Annotated in this window: 17 protein-coding genes and 1 riboswitch; of the genes, 2 read left to right on the forward strand and 15 right to left on the reverse strand. The window is 67.3% G+C overall.

The window, feature by feature from the left end; all coding sequences use genetic code 11:
• The 7 genes from AC07PZ_RS22555 to AC07PZ_RS22585 all read right to left on the reverse strand — a co-directional run.
• The coding region (locus AC07PZ_RS22555; protein WP_495297387.1) for a hypothetical protein at nucleotides 1-435 on the reverse strand (435 nt) is incomplete at its 3' end.
• Between the two features lie 72 nt (nucleotides 436-507).
• Nucleotides 508-792, reverse strand: coding sequence for a hypothetical protein (locus tag AC07PZ_RS22560; protein ID WP_495297388.1), 285 nt, complete (start codon nucleotides 790-792; stop codon nucleotides 508-510).
• A 95-nt stretch (nucleotides 793-887) separates the two neighbouring features.
• Entirely contained in the window at nucleotides 888-1,286 is a 399-nt protein-coding gene (locus tag AC07PZ_RS22565) for a SecDF P1 head subdomain-containing protein (protein WP_495297389.1), read from the reverse strand.
• Between the two features lie 472 nt (nucleotides 1,287-1,758).
• Nucleotides 1,759-2,649, reverse strand: coding sequence for a thiamine phosphate synthase (locus AC07PZ_RS22570; protein WP_495297390.1), 891 nt, complete (start codon nucleotides 2,647-2,649; stop codon nucleotides 1,759-1,761).
• On the reverse strand, nucleotides 2,646-3,473 hold the full coding sequence (locus AC07PZ_RS22575) for a thiazole synthase (protein WP_495297592.1): 828 nt from the start codon (nucleotides 3,471-3,473) through the stop codon (nucleotides 2,646-2,648). Before AC07PZ_RS22575 ends, AC07PZ_RS22570 begins: the two co-directional genes overlap by 4 nt.
• A gap of 18 nt (nucleotides 3,474-3,491) precedes the next feature.
• A complete protein-coding gene (gene thiS, locus AC07PZ_RS22580; RefSeq protein WP_495297391.1) occupies nucleotides 3,492-3,689 on the reverse strand; it encodes a sulfur carrier protein ThiS in 198 nt (65 codons plus the stop codon).
• Entirely contained in the window at nucleotides 3,686-4,741 is a 1,056-nt protein-coding gene (locus AC07PZ_RS22585; RefSeq protein ID WP_495297392.1) for an FAD-dependent oxidoreductase, read from the reverse strand. The genes thiS and AC07PZ_RS22585 overlap by 4 nt, the downstream gene beginning before the upstream one ends.
• Nucleotides 4,742-4,764: 23 nt before the next feature.
• Between AC07PZ_RS22585 and thiD the strand changes: the two genes are divergently transcribed.
• A complete protein-coding gene (gene thiD, locus AC07PZ_RS22590; RefSeq protein WP_495297393.1) occupies nucleotides 4,765-5,607 on the forward strand; it encodes a bifunctional hydroxymethylpyrimidine kinase/phosphomethylpyrimidine kinase in 843 nt (280 codons plus the stop codon).
• 81 nt (nucleotides 5,608-5,688) lie between these two features.
• A riboswitch (TPP riboswitch) is annotated at nucleotides 5,689-5,791 on the reverse strand.
• A 53-nt stretch (nucleotides 5,792-5,844) separates the two neighbouring features.
• On the opposite strand, the gene AC07PZ_RS22595 is transcribed toward thiD, so the two are convergent.
• From AC07PZ_RS22595 to AC07PZ_RS22625, 7 genes are all read right to left on the reverse strand, one after another.
• Nucleotides 5,845-6,909 carry an NAD(P)/FAD-dependent oxidoreductase gene (locus AC07PZ_RS22595; RefSeq protein ID WP_495297394.1) on the reverse strand — a complete coding sequence of 355 codons (1,065 nt, stop codon included), beginning with the start codon at nucleotides 6,907-6,909 and terminating at the stop codon, nucleotides 5,845-5,847.
• Nucleotides 6,867-7,196 (reverse strand): ferredoxin FdxA, encoded by a 330-nt coding sequence (gene fdxA / locus AC07PZ_RS22600; protein ID WP_495297395.1) that lies wholly within the window; start codon nucleotides 7,194-7,196, stop codon nucleotides 6,867-6,869. Before fdxA ends, AC07PZ_RS22595 begins: the two co-directional genes overlap by 43 nt.
• A 62-nt stretch (nucleotides 7,197-7,258) precedes the next feature.
• A complete protein-coding gene (locus AC07PZ_RS22605) occupies nucleotides 7,259-8,584 on the reverse strand; it encodes a sulfate adenylyltransferase subunit 1 (RefSeq protein WP_495297396.1) in 1,326 nt (441 codons plus the stop codon).
• A gap of 106 nt (nucleotides 8,585-8,690) precedes the next feature.
• Nucleotides 8,691-9,653, reverse strand: a complete 963-nt coding sequence (cysD, locus tag AC07PZ_RS22610; RefSeq protein WP_495297397.1) for a sulfate adenylyltransferase subunit CysD — start codon at nucleotides 9,651-9,653, stop codon at nucleotides 8,691-8,693.
• A 24-nt stretch (nucleotides 9,654-9,677) separates the two neighbouring features.
• A complete protein-coding gene (locus AC07PZ_RS22615) occupies nucleotides 9,678-10,298 on the reverse strand; it encodes a phosphoadenosine phosphosulfate reductase domain-containing protein (protein ID WP_495297398.1) in 621 nt (206 codons plus the stop codon).
• Between the two features lie 224 nt (nucleotides 10,299-10,522).
• Entirely contained in the window at nucleotides 10,523-10,924 is a 402-nt protein-coding gene (locus tag AC07PZ_RS22620) for a DUF934 domain-containing protein (protein ID WP_495297399.1), read from the reverse strand.
• Nucleotides 10,921-12,699 (reverse strand): nitrite/sulfite reductase, encoded by a 1,779-nt coding sequence (locus tag AC07PZ_RS22625; RefSeq protein ID WP_495297400.1) that lies wholly within the window; start codon nucleotides 12,697-12,699, stop codon nucleotides 10,921-10,923. The genes AC07PZ_RS22620 and AC07PZ_RS22625 overlap by 4 nt, the downstream gene beginning before the upstream one ends.
• A 282-nt stretch (nucleotides 12,700-12,981) precedes the next feature.
• Between AC07PZ_RS22625 and gnd the strand changes: the two genes are divergently transcribed.
• Nucleotides 12,982-14,001, forward strand: a complete 1,020-nt coding sequence (gene gnd, locus AC07PZ_RS22630; protein ID WP_495297401.1) for a phosphogluconate dehydrogenase (NAD(+)-dependent, decarboxylating) — start codon at nucleotides 12,982-12,984, stop codon at nucleotides 13,999-14,001.
• A gap of 39 nt (nucleotides 14,002-14,040) precedes the next feature.
• Here gnd and AC07PZ_RS22635 read toward each other — a convergent pair whose 3' ends face one another.
• Nucleotides 14,041-14,937 (reverse strand): transglutaminase family protein, encoded by an 897-nt coding sequence (locus tag AC07PZ_RS22635; protein ID WP_495297402.1) that lies wholly within the window; start codon nucleotides 14,935-14,937, stop codon nucleotides 14,041-14,043.
• Nucleotides 14,938-14,997: the final 60 nt, after the last annotated feature.

Raw genomic sequence — 14,997 nt, forward strand, 5'->3', positions numbered from 1 at the left:
CGGCCAGTAGTCCAGAGCCGCAGCGGTGCACTTGAGTGAGCGAGCCTTGACGAAGGCGGCTGACCGCTCTACTTCGTTTTGAAACGGTCCGCGCTCTTCGCCGTCATCCGAGAAGAGGTCAGCGGTGAACCCGACCAGGGCCGCAGTCGCCGGAAAATAGAGCATCAGGTGAAGCTGCTCATAGCCTTGGAACTGACCTTCGCCGAAGAACCCGAACTGGCGACAGAAGTCAACTTTGAACGCGGGCCGAAACGGTTGAAAGTCGAAATCGCAGAGACCGACATCTACTAGAACGTAGTCCTTGGCGCCGACGACCTCAACGCCAAGATGCTCTCGGAAGGCCTTCCAGGCAGTCTCGAGGTCCGGGCGCTCCAAGTCGAATCCAGCCTGGGCTAGACGTTTCTCAAGATCTGCTTTCGCGTCTGCAGGTGTCATGATGGAAATGCTTAGGAGATGCGTAGAAGGCGAAATTCTGAGCCGGCCTTGACCGTCCGATTCTGGCCGACTTCAGACTTCGGCATCATGGACTTCGCGCCCTAACGCCAGGGACATTCTGGCGCACAGAACCGTGAGCCACCCGGTCCACAAAGGCGTCTCGACCTCGCCAAAAAACTGGATACCGCCGGGTTCTACCGAGACTCCGATGTACCGCGCGTCACCTTCTCGACCGTACCAAGCCGCGCCGTTTTGGTCGCCTAGCCAGCCATCCAGCGACGCATAGACTCCCGCGACCTTTGCCCACTCCTCATCGGACAGGTCATACGCAATATTCAGGGTGATTTCTTGTCGCATGGCGCTTCTCCAGTGACGGCTACATGTGGCCCCTTTCTCGCTAATTTTGAGCCAAGGTTGACCGGCTGCTCCTGGCCGTGAGTCGACCTCGGGCGTCATACGCCACCAAGCCCTTGAGCAAGCCGTTGCAGCTCAGGCAGCTTGGCCCCGTCGATGCTCAGCTGGAGCGAGCCACTCGTGATAGCGCTGCGGATGACCGCCACAGAACGTATTTCGCCGTCGATAAGGACGACGATGGTCTGCCCAACAATCTGGCCGGTTGCCTTCTCAAGGACTTCGTGGCCTTCTGGGCTGAGCACGACCTTCAGCCGAGGTTCAGCGTATCGCCCTTCGTCCGGAAGCGGCGTCACGACGACAGCGGACGCAACGTGGCGGCTATTCAGTATCTCGGGGTCGTAGGCCGTCCATTTGCGTCCATTCCGGTCAGTGAGGCGGCTTACCCCGATGTTCAACACCTTGTCCTGAAGCTCGAAACCACTCGTCGCTCGCTTCACCTTGAAGTCGACTTTGTGTGTCAGAGGGGTCTTGCTCTGGCTGGCGATTCCAGAGGGGGCGGGCTGTGGCGCTGAGCTCGCTGCACATCCAGCTATGGCGAGGCAGACGCCGCATCCGAAGGTCGAGAAAAATCGTCTATGAAACATCATTCTTGACCTGAGTACGAAGGACTGCTGACGACGACCTCTGCGGTGTCGAGCCTGGACTATGACGAACGAATTCTGCCCGAGTTGTACGGCGCGCCGGAAGGTCCGGTCCTGGCCGAGAGCGGCCGGTCACGCCGAGCGGATTTTGCCTCACGAGGCTGCTGCAGCGAACTCTGACATCGCGCGCGCGTTGCCCTGGCGCAGAGCAGCGGGCCGCGCGACAACCAGCAAATTGGTTCGTAGTGAGCGTTCCTCGGGGAGCCAAAACAAACCCTCGTGGTTCCTGGAAGGCCCGCTATTCTAAAGATAGCGGGCCTTTTCATTTTCAGCGTCCTTGCAGCGCACGCATGAAGCGCTCGGCCTCCGCTTCGGGCGATGCCGCCGCGACCAGCGCGCGTACCACCGCCACCGAACCGACACCACTGGCCAGCACCTCGGGCAGCCGCGCGAAGTCGATGCCACCGATCGCCACCAGCGAGCGGTTGCGCATCAGCCGCGCATAGGCGGCGAGCCGCGCGGTCCCTTGCGGCGCTGTTGCCATCTGCTTGAGCGTTGTCGGAAACACGGCACCCATCGCGATGTAGCTCGGGCTCCAGGCGTCGGCGCGCAGCAGCTCTGCATAGCCGTGCGTGCTCAGGCCCAGGCGCAGCCCGGCGCGGCGGATGGCGCCGAGCTCGGCGGTGTCGATGTCTTCCTGCCCGAGGTGCACGCCATAGGCGCCGGCATCGATGGCCGCCTGCCAGTGGTCGTTGATGAAGAGCAACGCGCCGGTGCCGGCAACGGCGTCGATGGCGGCGTGTACCTCGCGGGTGACGGCTGCCGCGTCGTCCGACTTGAAGCGCAACTGCAGCGTCGGCACGCCGGCCCGCGCCATGCGGCCGATCCAGGCGGCGTCCGGCAGCACGGCGTACAGGCCCAGCGCGGCCGGGCACGGCGCGAAGGCGCCCTCGCGCGGCCATGGGCGAAGGCCGAAGTCGATTGGGTCGTCGGGCCAGGCAGCGGCGTCGAATCCGAGTCGTTCGCTGCGCGCAGCCCAGGCCTGCGCGAGGCATTCGGCGTCGCGCGCGATGAAGCCCAGGCGGAGGCAAGCCTCTTTGGCGGCGCGGTAGACCGGATCGTCGCGGGTGACGGCGTCGGTGACGTCCGTCGGAGCGGCCGCCGTGCCGAAGCGCTCGGTGTGCGCTTCGAAGATTTCTTGTGCAAGGGATCGGGTCATGACTGGTGCCAGAAAGGGGTACCGAGCACGGGCGTGCTCGGCTGGGCGCTGTCCTGTGCGCGCATTGCGCCGGCGCGGTGGGCCGCACGGCCGGCATCGACGGCATCGGCGAAGGCGCCGGCCATCGCGACCGGGTCTTGCGCAAGCGCCACCGCGGTGTTGAGCAGCACGCCGTCGTAGCCCCACTCCATCACCTGGCAGGCGTGCGAGGGCAGGCCGAGCCCGGCGTCGATCAGCATCGGCACCTCGAGTCGCTCGCGCAGCATCTGCAGCGCATACGGGTTGACCGGGCCGCGCCCGGTGCCGATCGGTGCCGCCCACGGCATCACGGCCTGGCAACCGACGTCGACCAGGCGGCGGCACAGCACCAGGTCTTCGGTGCAATAAGGCAGCACGCGAAAGCCATCGCGGATCAGCTGCGAGGCCGCGTCGACCAGGTTCAGCGTGTCGGGCTGCAGCGTGTAGTCGTCGCCGATCAGTTCGAGCTTGATCCACGGCGTGTCGAACAGCTCGCGTGCCATCTGTGCCGTGGCGATCGCCTCCTGCGCGCTGTGGCAGCCCGCGGTGTTGGGCAGCACGGGCACGCCGAGCTGGCGCAACAGCGTCCAGAAGCCGTTGTCGCTCGCGCTGCCCGCGGGCGTGGCTGCGGCCGTCTGACGGCGCAGCGACGCGGTCAGCATCGCCGGCCGTGCACGCCGCACGGCGGCCTCCAGCACGTCGGGCGATGGGTAGCGCGCGGTGCCGAGCAGCAGCCGGCTCGGGAAAGCCTGGCCGTAGAGAACCAGTGGATCGGCCATTGGGCCATCGCTCGCGTTGTCGTTCATCGGTGTGTTCTTCATGGGTCAGCCACCCGTCACGGGGCGGATCACTTCGATGCGGTCGTCCGGCTGCAGTGCGTGCCCGGCATGGGCCGAGCGCGGCACGAAGGCGCGGTTGACGGCGGCGGCGTAGGGCGGCACGGCCGCCAGCGCGGCGATCGCATCGGCCAGCGTGGCGCCTTCGGTCAGGGTGTAGGGCGTGTCGTTGATCAGGACGTTCATGGCACGGGATGGCTCAGCAGTTCCAGGGTCCGGTCCAGCAGGGCCGGGGCGATCAGGAAGCCGTGTCGGTACAGGCCGTTGACCTGCAGCACGCGTGGCTGCAACTGGCGGACTTCCGGCAGGTTGTCGGGGAGCGTGGGACGGCACTGCGCCGCGATCTCGAGGATGCGTGCCTCCGCGAAGCCGCTGTGCACCGTGTAGGCGGCGCTCAGCAGTTCGAGCGTCGACCGCACGCTGGCGGGCGACATGTCGTCGGACTCGATTTCCGTCGCGCCGATCACGAACACGCCGTCGGGCTTGGGCGCGATGTAGAGCGGATAGCGCGGATGCACGAGCCGTGTCGGCCGCGTCAGTCCAACCTCGGGCGCATGCACGCGGATCACCTCGCCACGCACACCGCGCAGCGCGGGCCATTGAGGCCGTGCGCCGAGACCGCGGCAGTCGATCACGCGCTCGGATGCGTCGGATGCGAAGTCTTCCGGTGTGCGCGGGCTGTGCCAGTGGAGCTGCACGTTCGGCAAGGCTTGCAACGTCGCCAGCAGCGCCGCGAGCAGGGCGCGGTTGTCGAGCTGTCCTTCACCGGGCAGCCACAGTCCCTGCATGAAGCGCTGGCCGATATCGGGTTCTAGCGCGGCGATGCCGGCTGCGTCGAGCCGCTGCAGCGCGGGCAATTCGGGCAGCGCCTGCGCATTGCGTTCGAGCGTGGCCGCGAAGCGCGCAGCCTCGGCGGCGTCCTGCCGGTGCCACAGCACGAGCGTGCCTTCGCGCTGGAAGAACACGGGCCGCGCCAGTTCCGCCAGCAGTTCGGGCCAGCGCCGCAGGCCGTAGTGACCCATGCGCGCGACCGAAAGCGGTGCGATCGCAGACTCGGCCAGCGGCGCGAGCATCGCTGCGGCCACGCGCGCCGCCGCGCCGTCGGCGTCGGGGCCGTACGCCTCGTGCAGCGACACCGCGCAGCCGCGCCGGGCCAGCGCGACCGCAACGAGGCGGCCCATCAGCCCGGCTCCGAGCACCGTTGCCTTGTCGAACGGAAGCGATGACGGCGCGGTCATGGGCCTGTCCGATAATTTTGGGAATGACCAACGCTCCCTTGCGCTACGCGCGCGTGCTCTCGATCGCCGGGTCCGACAGCGGCGGCGGTGCCGGCATCCAGGCCGATCTCAAGACCTTCGCGGCGCTCGGTTGCTACGGCATGACGGCGATCACCGCGCTGACCGCACAGAACACGTGTGGCGTGCGTGGCATCCATGCAGTGCCGGCGGATTTCCTGCGCGCGCAGATCGAGGCCGTGGTCGAGGACATCGGCGTCGACGCGGTCAAGCTCGGCATGCTGCACTCGCCCGAGGTGGTCGAGGTGGTGGCGTGGGCGATCGACCGCTACCGGCTGCCGAACGTGGTGTTCGACCCGGTGATGGTCGCGACCAGCGGCGATCGCCTGATCCAGGGCGACACGGTGCAGCGCCTGGTCGGCGAGCTGTTTCCGCGCGTGCGCGTGGTCACGCCCAACCTCGACGAGGCGGCCTTGCTGATCGGCCGCTCGATCGATGGCGTCGACGGGCTCGAGCGCGCGGCCGGCGACCTGCTCGCGCTCGGCGCGCCGGCTGTGCTGCTCAAGGGCGGCCACTTGCAAGGCGATGAAATCGTCGACGTGCTGGCCGAAGCCGGCCGACCGTCGCAGCGCTTCGGTTCGGCCCGCATCGCGAGCCGCAACCTGCACGGCACCGGCTGCACGCTGTCGTCGGCCATTGCCGCGTTTCTGGCGCTGGGCCGCACGCTGCCCGAGGCCGTGCAGCAGGCGCGTGGCTACCTGCTTGGCGCGATGCGCGCCGGTGCCGATGTGCGGATCGGTGCCGGGCATGGGCCGCTCGACCACGGCTTCGCGCCCGTGGCGACGCACCGGTTGCCGATGAAGATCTGAAGGCTGTGCCATCCATGGGCTCCCTGCAAAATGATCGGCAGGTCGCGGTTGGATGGCGGTGCATGCACGCGAGACGACGTGCTGCCACCCAAGCTGCTTCCCTGCGCGAGGATTACCTCAATCAGGTTCAAAGGGACTCTCTCAGCCGACCGTCCTTCGACGGCCAGCACCCCTAGCGATGGCCCTGCACTGGCAGGGCGGTCTGGATTCTAGGCGCGCGCGGCGCGCACCGTGTGGCTAACCGACCTGCAGCAGCGTGTGCAGCCGGGTGCTGGTCGTCGTGTACTGCAGCGGTATGGCCTTGCCGGGGAACACGATCGCGGTGGCGCCCCAGGCGGCCAGCGTGGCTTCGTGGAAACCGCAGACGATCAGCTTGCGCTTGCCCGGATAGGTGTTGATGTCGCCGACCGCGAACACGCCGTGTTCCGATGTCTCGAACTTCGCGGTGTCGACCGGCACCTGCTTGCGTTCCATCGCCAGGCCCCAGTCGGCAATCGGGCCGAGCCGCGGCGAGATGCCGTGGAAGGCGAGCAGCGCATCGACCGGCAACGTGACGGTCTGCGCATCGGGTGTGGCGACCTGCAACTGCGTGGCGTCGAGAGCGGTCGGCTGGCCGATCAGCAACTGCAGCGAGCCTGCGGCAACCTGCGCGCGCATCGTGGCGACCAGCGCATCGTCCGCCTGGAAGACGTCGCGGCGGTGCAGCAGCGTGACCTGCTTCGCCTGCCCGGCCAGATCCAGCGCCGCTTCGATCGCCGCCGTATCCCCGCCGTTCACCACCACGGCCCGACCGATGAATCGGTCCAGCGAAGCAGGGTGATAGAACAGGCGGCTGCCTTCGAAGGCTTCGATGCCGTCGAGCGCGATGCGCCGCGGCACGAAGGCGCCGACACCGGCCGCGATGAACACCGTTCTTGCCAGGAACTGCGTCCCGCCCGAAGTGCCGAGCAGCAGCCGGCCGTCGTCGGTGCGCGTCAGCGTCGCGACCTGCTCGCCCCAATGGAATTGCGGATGGAAGGGCGCCACCTGCTCGCGCAACGCGTCGATCAGCCCTCGGCCCGTGGTCGAAGGCACACCCGGGATGTCGTAGATCGGCTTGTCGCCATACAGCTCGACGCACTGGCCGCCCGCGTGGGGCAGTGCGTCGACGACGTGGCAGGAGATTTCAAGCAGGCCCAACTGGAAGGCCTGGAACAGCCCAACCGGACCGGCGCCGATGACGAGTGCGTCGGTTTCGATCGGAAGGGATGCCGCCTGGCTCAGCGCACCAGCTCCGACAGCTTGTTGGGCTTGTCTTTCCACTCGTCGGCATCCGGCAGCGCGGGCTTGCGCTTGGTGATGCTCTTCCAGCCATCGGCCTGCGCCAGCTCGGCGTTGATCTTGATGAAGGCGATCTGGTCGGCCGGAAGGTCTTCTTCGGCAAAGATCGCGTTGGCCGGGCATTCGGGGATGCAGACGGCGCAATCGATGCACTCGTCCGGATCGATCACCAGCATGTTCGGACCTTCGCGGAAACAGTCCACGGGACACACGTCAACGCAATCGGTGTATTTGCAGCGGATACAGGAATCGGAGACGACGTGGGTCATTTGGTCTTGTGGCCGAAGGAATCTTGGCAGGTAGAAACGGGGAAAACCCGGATTTTAAAGGCTCAGGCAGCCGGCCGTACGAGGACGGCGGCCGAAGTCCTGTGGGAAGCAGTGTCAACCAGCACCAGCGAGCCCAGCGCGCGCGACTGCGCGAAGGGCAGCACGGCCAGCGGCTGCTGAAGTGCGAGCACCACATCGCCGATGGCGTTGGCTTCGAGCTGCGTGGCGGGCTCGGCGTCGAGCGTCGTGATGTTCAGCCGATCGACGATGCGCGCGACCTTGGCTTTCACCCAGCGGTGCCCCTGCAGCGCCCAGTAGATGCGCCCGGCCACCAGCGGCTCGTCGTCGAGCCAGGCGACCGTGGCGGTGATCTCCCGCACGGGTTCGAAGGCGCCGGGTGCGAGCAGCCAGTCGCCGCGCGATACGTCGAGTTCGCGGTCGAGCACGATGCCGGCGCTGTGGCCGGCATGCACGGTGCCAGGCTGGCGCGTGTGGCTCAGCACCTGGGCGACCGTCGCGGTCTTGCCGCTCGGCAACACCGTGACTTCCTGGCCCGGCGCCACATGGCCGCTGGCCACGCGGCCCCAGAACACGCGGCGGCCCTGCGAGGTGTCCGACGACGACGAAAACTTTTCGACCCACTGGACCGGGAAGGCGAAGGGCACGGCCTCGTCCTGCACGGTCACCGGCAGGGCTTCGAGCAATTCGAGCAGGCTCGGGCCGGCGTAGCCGCACCAGCCGGCGTGGGGCGTGACCACGTTCCAGCCCTTGAGCGCGGACATCGGCACGACCGCCGCCACCGTGACGTTCGCTGCATCGGCAAAGCGCGCAAGAGCGGCCGAGATGCGCTGAAAGGCCGTGGCCGCGTCGGCGATGGCGTCGAGCTTGTTCACGGCGAACACGATCGACTGCACGCGCAGCAGGCTGCACAGCAGCGTATGGCGACGTGTCTGCGCCAGCAGCTCGTGCGTCAGCACGTCGCCACCATCGGCTTCGGCGGCCCAGCGCAGCTTGGTCGCGTCGACCAGCACCACGGCCGCGTCGGCGCTCGAAGCGGCCGTGACCATGTTGCGCGTGTACTGCTCGTGGCCGGGCGCGTCACCGATGATGAACTTGCGCGTGGCGGTCGAGAAGTAGCGGTAGGCCACGTCGATCGTGATGCCTTGCTCGCGCTCGGCGGACAGCCCGTCCGTCAGCAGTGCCAGGTCGGTCTCGCCGCCGCGCTGCACGCCCGCGAGCTGGTCCTGCAGCACGGTCTTGCTGTCGACCAGCAAACGGCCGATCAGCGTGCTCTTGCCGTCGTCGACCGACCCGCAGGTGATGAAGCGCAGGGCGGTACCGGTGTCGGTTGCGGCAGCAGCAGGAGATGAAAAAGCGGTTGCATTCATAGGTTTCTTTCCAGGGACACCGCGGAACCGGCTTCGCCGGGCCGCCGGTGCCGCCCCCTTGAGGGGGGAGTCGAGCTACACGAAGTGAGCGAGGGACGGGGGTGGGTCAGAAATATCCGTCTTTTTTCCGTTTTTCCATCGACGCTTCGGACGTCATGTCGTCCATCCGCGTGGCGCCGCGTTCGCTCACGTCGACCGTGAGCGTCTCGATCACCACATCGCCCGCGTCGGCGGCCAGGCTTTCCACCGGGCAGGTCGTCGTGATGTCGCCGACAGTGCGGAAGCGCACGTCGCGCACCTGCACGGTTTCGCCGTCACGCGGCGGCGTGAGGTCGGTCACCGGCACCAGCAGGCCGCGGCGCTCGACCACGTTGCGCTTGTGCGTGTAGTAGATCGACGGCAGCGCAACGTGCTCGCGCTCGATGTACTGCCAGACGTCCAGCTCGGTCCAGTTGGAGATCGGGAACACCCGGAAGTGCTCGCCCGGTGCCAGGCGCGTGTTGAATAGCGTCCACAGTTCGGGCCGCTGGTCCTTCGGCTGCCATTGGCCGAAGGCGTCGCGGTGCGAAAAGATGCGCTCCTTGGCGCGGGCCTTTTCTTCGTCGCGGCGGGCGCCGCCGATCAGCGCGTCGAAGCGGAATTCCTCGATCGCCTCCAGGAGCGTGACCGACTGGTGCGCGTTGCGCGATTCGCCGGGATGCGCGAGCCGCACCGTGCCGCGTGCCATCGAGTCCTCGACGCTGCGCACGATCAGGTTGGCGCCCAGTTCCCTGGCGCGCAGGTCGCGGAAGTCCGTGACCTCGGGGAAGTTGTGGCCGGTGTCGATCATCAACAGCGGATAAGGCAGGCGGCCCACGCCGAAGGCCTTCTCGGCGCACTTCAGCAGCACCAGCGAATCCTTGCCGCCGGAGAACAGCAGCGCGGGGCGCTCGAAGGCCGCTGCGGTCTCGCGCAGGATGAAGATCGCTTCTTCTTCGAGGGCGTCGAGATGCGTGTTGGAAATGCTGGCGTGGGGCGCGGTGGCTTGCATCGGGGTCTGCAGGAGATCGGGTTCGGTTCGGGCGTTCATCGCGGGAATGTCGTCGCTGGAATGTCAGTGCGCGAGATGCAGGCCGCACTCGCGGTTGTCTTCGCCCTTGGTCGGGTCGACGTAGTCGAAGTTGTTCGGCAGGCCGTGTGCCTCGCAATAGGCGTACAGCTCCTTGGACGACCAGTGCAGCAGCGGAGCGACCTTGATCAGCCCGTCCGGGTTGACGCTGACCGGGTCCATTTGCGCGCGCACCGCGGTGTCGGTGGCGCGCAGCGCGGTGAACCAGACCTTGGGTGCCGTCTCGCGCAAGGCGCGCGCGAAGGGTTCGAGCTTCACTTCTTCCGTGAAGGCGGCGTGGCGCGGATCGTCGAGCGCCGGCGTCGGGCCTTCCACCGCTTCGCGATGTGCGCGCGAACGCCGCGGCAGGTAGATGTGCAGGTCCAGCTTCAGTTGCTTCGTCACTTCGTCGGCGAAGCGGTAGGTGGCGTCGGTGTTGTAGCCGTTGTCCATCCAGATGACGGGCACGTCGGGCTTGGCGCGCGTGACCATGTGCAGGATCACCGCTTCGAAAGGGCGGAAGTTGGTGGTGATGATCGCGGGCTGGCCCAGGCCGATGGCCCAGTCCACGAGGCCGTTCGCATTGCGGCCGAGTTCAGCGTTGACGTGTGTGAGATCGATGCTCATTGGGCTGGATTCCGGTGGAGAACTGAACTTTAGGGAGAGGCCTTATGAAAGCAAACGATCTTTTAGTTCGCGCTTTATGCGGATAAGCAAATGCCCCAGTGTTCATGCGGGTTGCGGGACGATTCCGGCGCTGTCCTGGATATGGAGCGGGCCGGAGTCCGAGGCAGCGCACGGCGCGATGCGTGCGTGCCTCAGGCGCGGCCTGCGGGCCGCGCGATGCCGGCTCAGGCGCCGGCTGCGGGCTGCACGAAGTGCGGCGCAGTCTGCACCGCATCGCCCTGGTAGAACGCCGGGAAGCGATCGAACTGCCGCTGCGCATCGGCGGCGTCGACGCCTTCCTTCAGCACCGCGCTCGTGAAGCCGGTGCGCTCCATCTGCACCAGCTGGTCGATCAGCACGTCGCCGGTGGCACGGATGTCGCCCTGGAAGCCCAGGCGGCGGCGCAGCAGGAAGGCCTGGCTGTAGGCCCGGCCATCGGTGAACTTGGGGAAGTGCAGGTCGATGCGCTCGATGCCGTCCAGCGCCGTTTCCAGCGCCTGCGGATCGGCGTCGTTCTGCAGCTTCAGCACTTTCGGGTTGCCGTCGTCGACATGGTCTTCCGACGCGATCAATTGGAGCTTCTTCATGCTGCCACCTCCGCCTTGAAGCGCGCGCCATTGGCCGCGGTCTTGAACGGGTCAGGCCCGACGCGCCGCAGCGTGTCGATGAAGGTTTCGCCTTGCGAGCGCGTATCGCGGTAGGTGTTGAGGACCGCCTCGATCACGTCCGGCACCTCGGCCGCCGAGAACGACGGGCCGACCGCCTTGCCGGCTTGCGCGGCACCGCTCAGCGCGGAGCCGTCGGCGCCGCCGAGCGTCACCTGGTACCACTCCTTGCCGTCCTTGTCGACGCCCAGGATGCCGATGTGGCCGCTGTGGTGGTGGCCGCAGGAGTTGATGCAGCCGCTGATGTGCAGGTCGATCTCGCCCAGGTCGTCGAGCTCGTCGAGGTCCTGGTAACGCTCGGTGATGGCTTCCGCGATCGGGATCGAGCGCGCGTTGGCCAGCGCGCAGAAGTCGCCGCCGGGGCAGGCGATCATGTCGGTCAGCAGCCGCACGTTGGCGCTCGCGAAGCCGGCTTCGCGCGCGGCGAGCCATAGCGCGTGCAGGTCTTCGGCATGGACCCAGGGCAGCAGCAGGTTCTGGTCGTGCGTCACGCGCACCTCGCCGGCGCTGAAGCGGTCGGCGAGCTGGGCGGCGATGTCGAGCTGGTCGGCCGACGCGTCGCCGGGCGCCTGCTTCAGGCGCTTGAACGAGAGCGTCACGGCGCGCAGCGCGGGGTTCTGGTGCGGCGCGACGTTGCGCTGCAGCCAGCGTGCGAACTGAACGTCGTCGGCCGCCTGGGTGCGCAGCGCGGCGTCGGTCTGTTCGGCGCTCTGCAGCACGCGGGTGGCGAGCGCCGGCGGCACGAAGGACGCCGCCACGCGGTCGTACTCGGCCTGGGTGATGGTGTGCGGCGCGCCGTCGTGCTCGAGGATCTGCTTGTATTCGGCATCGACGTCGTCGATGTAGCGCTGGCCTTCGGCCTTCACCAGGATCTTGATGCGCGCCTTGTAGATGTTGTCGCGGCGGCCGTAGCGGTTGTAGACCCGGATCACCGCTTCGAGGTAATTCATGATCTGGTTCCAGGGCAGGAACTCGCGCAGCACGGTGCCGACGATCGGCGTGCGGCCCATGCCGCCGCCGACCTGCACGCGGAAGCCGAGCTCGCCGGCCTCGTTCTTGATCAGATGCAGGCCCACGTCATGCCAGCCGGTGGCTGCGCGGTCTTCGGTGGCGCCGGTGATCGCGATCTTGAACTTGCGCGGCAGGAAGGCGAATTCGGGGTGCAGCGTGCTCCACTGCCGCATGATTTCCGCGAAGGGGCGCGGATCGGCGATCTCATCGGCCGCGATGCCGGCGCGCTCGTCGCTCGTGATGTTGCGGATGCAGTTGCCGCTGGTCTGGATGCCGTGCATGTCGACGCTGGCCAGCAGGTCCATCACGTCGGCGCTCTTCGACAGCGGAATCCAGTTGTACTGGACGTTCTGGCGGGTGGTGAAGTGGCCGTAGTGCGTCGGCAGCTTCACGGAACCCAGCAGGCCCTGCTTCTCGATCGCGGTCTTGTAGACCTCGGCTTCCGGCTCGTCGTACTCGCGCGCGATGCGGGCCAGCACACGCAGTTGCGCGCTCGACAGTTCGCCGTAGGGCACGGCCACGCGCAGCATCGGCGCATAGCGTTGCACATACCAGCCGTTCTGCAGGCGCAGCGGCCGGAATTCGTCTTCTGCGAGCTTGCCGGCCTGCCAGCGCTCGAGCTGGTCGCGAAACTGCGCGGCGCGCTGGCGCACGAACTGGCGATCGAAATCTGTGTATTGGTACATCGTGTGTCTTGCGAGAGGGCGTGCGTCCACGTCGGCTGCGAGGAGCCGCGGACTGTAGACGCACGCTTTATGGAAGCAAACTATTTTTTGATTCGCGCCTTATGCGGATAAGCATATTCGCCAGCATCCATGCGGGTTGCGAGGCGTTCGACGTGTATTTCCGGATAAGCCGATCTGCTGCGGCAGGCACCGCGGCGGGCTGCGATTGTCGCGCGTCCGGGGTGCATGGCCGTGCCAGCGGCTAACCTCGGGGTATTTTCCTCAGGATCTCAGGAGTCAGGCATGCAACTAGGAATGATCGGCCTCGGCCGGATGGGCGCCAACATGGCGCGTCGCCTCATGAAGAACGGGCACGAATGCGTGGTGTTCGACCGCTCGCCCGATGCGGTGGCGGCGATGGCCGCGGACGGCGCGATCGGCGCTGCCTCGACGGCCGATTTGCTGCAGAAGCTGGCCAAGCCGCGAGCACTGTGGCTGATGGTGCCGGCCGCGGTGGTCGACGCGACCATCGACGCGCTGCTGCCGCTGCTCGACGCCGACGACGTGCTGATCGACGGCGGCAACTCGTATTACGTCGACGACATCCGCCGTGCCAAGGAACTCGCCGCCAAGGGCGTGCACTACGTCGACGTCGGCACCAGCGGCGGCGTCTGGGGCCAGGAGCGCGGCTACTGCATGATGATCGGCGGCGAGGTCGAGGCCGTGAAGCGGCTGGAGCCGATCTTCAAGACGCTGTCGCCCGGCATCGGCAGCATCGACCGCACGCCCGGCCGCGCAGGCGAACCGACGCAGGCCGAACAGGGCTACCTGCACTGCGGCCCGAACGGCGCGGGCCACTTCGTGAAGATGGTCCACAACGGCATCGAGTACGGAATGATGGCCGCGTATGCCGAAGGCCTCGGCATCCTGAAGTCGGCCAACATCGGCCACCGCGACCACGCGGTCGACGCCGAAACCACGCCGATGCGCAATCCCGAGCACTACCAGTACGACTTCGACCTCGGCGACATCACCGAAGTCTGGCGGCGCGGCAGCGTGGTGGCTTCGTGGCTGCTGGACCTCACGGCCAAGGCGCTGCAGGCCGACCCGGGCCTCGACCAGTTCAAGGGCCGGGTGTCCGACTCCGGTGAAGGCCGCTGGACCATCCAGGCCGCGATCGACGAAGCGGTGCCCGCACCGGTGCTCACCAGCGCGGTGTTCTCGCGCTTCGCCTCACGCGGCGAGGCCGATTTCCAGAACAAGGTGCTGTCGGCGATGCGCAAGGAATTCGGCGGCCACCACGAGTCGAGCGGCGGCAAGTAAGCGGGCAGGCAGGCGAAGCGGCGGGCCGGCGGGCAGGGCTCAGCCCGCCAGCCGCGTGACCGTCACGCTGGCTTCCAGGCCGACATAGGCGTCCGCCTCGCCGAACCAGCTGCCCGACACCGGCGCCGCAAAGGCCGGGTCGCGCGCCACCCCGACGCGGATCAACTGGCTGCCGCCGAGCAGGTTGTTGGTCGGGTCGTACGCCACCCAGCCGGCGCCCGGCAGGTACGCCTGCAGCCAGGCGTGCGTGGCACCGGCGCCGACCGTCGTCTCGCCGATCGGTGCGGCGTTCACGTCGAGCGCGGCGTCATAGAGATAGCCCGACACGAAGCGCGTCGCCACGCCGAGCCGGCGCGCGGCCTCCATCATCAGCAAGGCGTAGTCGCGGCAACTGCCGCTGCCGAGCGCCAGCGTCTGCAGCGGCGACTGCGTGCCTTCCTCGTCGCGCGTTTCGTAGCGGAAGTTCTGGTTGATGAACTGGTTCATGCGCCCGAGCAGGTCGCGCGTGCCGGTCGGGCCGTCGTGGCGAAAGAACTGATGCGCCCAGGCGATCAGCTTGCCGCCCGGATCGTCATGGTGCGGCCGCAGGTAGTGCTCCAGGTCGAGCCGGTCCTGCAGCGAATAAGCGAAGGGCAGGTACTCCGCGGACGGCGACAGCAGCGACAGGTCCTGCGACACGTCGGCCCGCTCGATTGTGAAGCTGCAGACCAGCCGCAGCTCGGTCGCGGGCTTCAGCGGTTGCACCAGCGCGACGGAATTGGAGTGCGGGTCCTGGATCATCCGCACGATGGCCTCGGGGCTGACCTGGAGGTCGGTGGCCAGCACGCGCAGATCGTGGCTGTCGCGCGGGCGGAACATCACCCGGTGTTCGCCGAAGGTGACGGGCTGGCTGTACTTGTAGATCGTGGTGTGGGTGATGGCGTAGCGGACGGGCATGCGCGGATTGTGGGACCCCGCCTGCAGCGCGGGCGGGATTTGCGCGCTTCGCCTACAGCT

The organism is Variovorax sp. GW821-FHT10B04, assembly GCF_059415645.1.

Excerpts from the sequence above, each read along its gene's own strand:
- AC07PZ_RS22560 (WP_495297388.1), bottom strand. The coding sequence starts at position 792 with ATGCGACAAGAAATCACCCTGAATATTGCGTATGACCTGTCCGATGAG.
- AC07PZ_RS22570 (WP_495297390.1), bottom strand. The coding sequence starts at position 2,649 with ATGACCCGATCCCTTGCACAAGAAATCTTCGAAGCGCACACCGAGCGC.
- AC07PZ_RS22575 (WP_495297592.1), bottom strand. The coding sequence starts at position 3,473 with ATGAACGACAACGCGAGCGATGGCCCAATGGCCGATCCACTGGTTCTC.
- thiS (WP_495297391.1), bottom strand. The coding sequence starts at position 3,689 with ATGAACGTCCTGATCAACGACACGCCCTACACCCTGACCGAAGGCGCC.
- AC07PZ_RS22585 (WP_495297392.1), bottom strand. The coding sequence starts at position 4,741 with ATGACCGCGCCGTCATCGCTTCCGTTCGACAAGGCAACGGTGCTCGGA.
- thiD (WP_495297393.1), top strand. The coding sequence starts at position 4,765 with ATGACCAACGCTCCCTTGCGCTACGCGCGCGTGCTCTCGATCGCCGGG.
- fdxA (WP_495297395.1), bottom strand. The coding sequence starts at position 7,196 with ATGACCCACGTCGTCTCCGATTCCTGTATCCGCTGCAAATACACCGAT.
- AC07PZ_RS22605 (WP_495297396.1), bottom strand. The coding sequence starts at position 8,584 with ATGAATGCAACCGCTTTTTCATCTCCTGCTGCTGCCGCAACCGACACC.
- cysD (WP_495297397.1), bottom strand. The coding sequence starts at position 9,653 with ATGAACGCCCGAACCGAACCCGATCTCCTGCAGACCCCGATGCAAGCC.
- AC07PZ_RS22615 (WP_495297398.1), bottom strand. The coding sequence starts at position 10,298 with ATGAGCATCGATCTCACACACGTCAACGCTGAACTCGGCCGCAATGCG.
- AC07PZ_RS22620 (WP_495297399.1), bottom strand. The coding sequence starts at position 10,924 with ATGAAGAAGCTCCAATTGATCGCGTCGGAAGACCATGTCGACGACGGC.
- AC07PZ_RS22625 (WP_495297400.1), bottom strand. The coding sequence starts at position 12,699 with ATGTACCAATACACAGATTTCGATCGCCAGTTCGTGCGCCAGCGCGCC.
- gnd (WP_495297401.1), top strand. The coding sequence starts at position 12,982 with ATGCAACTAGGAATGATCGGCCTCGGCCGGATGGGCGCCAACATGGCG.
- AC07PZ_RS22635 (WP_495297402.1), bottom strand. The coding sequence starts at position 14,937 with ATGCCCGTCCGCTACGCCATCACCCACACCACGATCTACAAGTACAGC.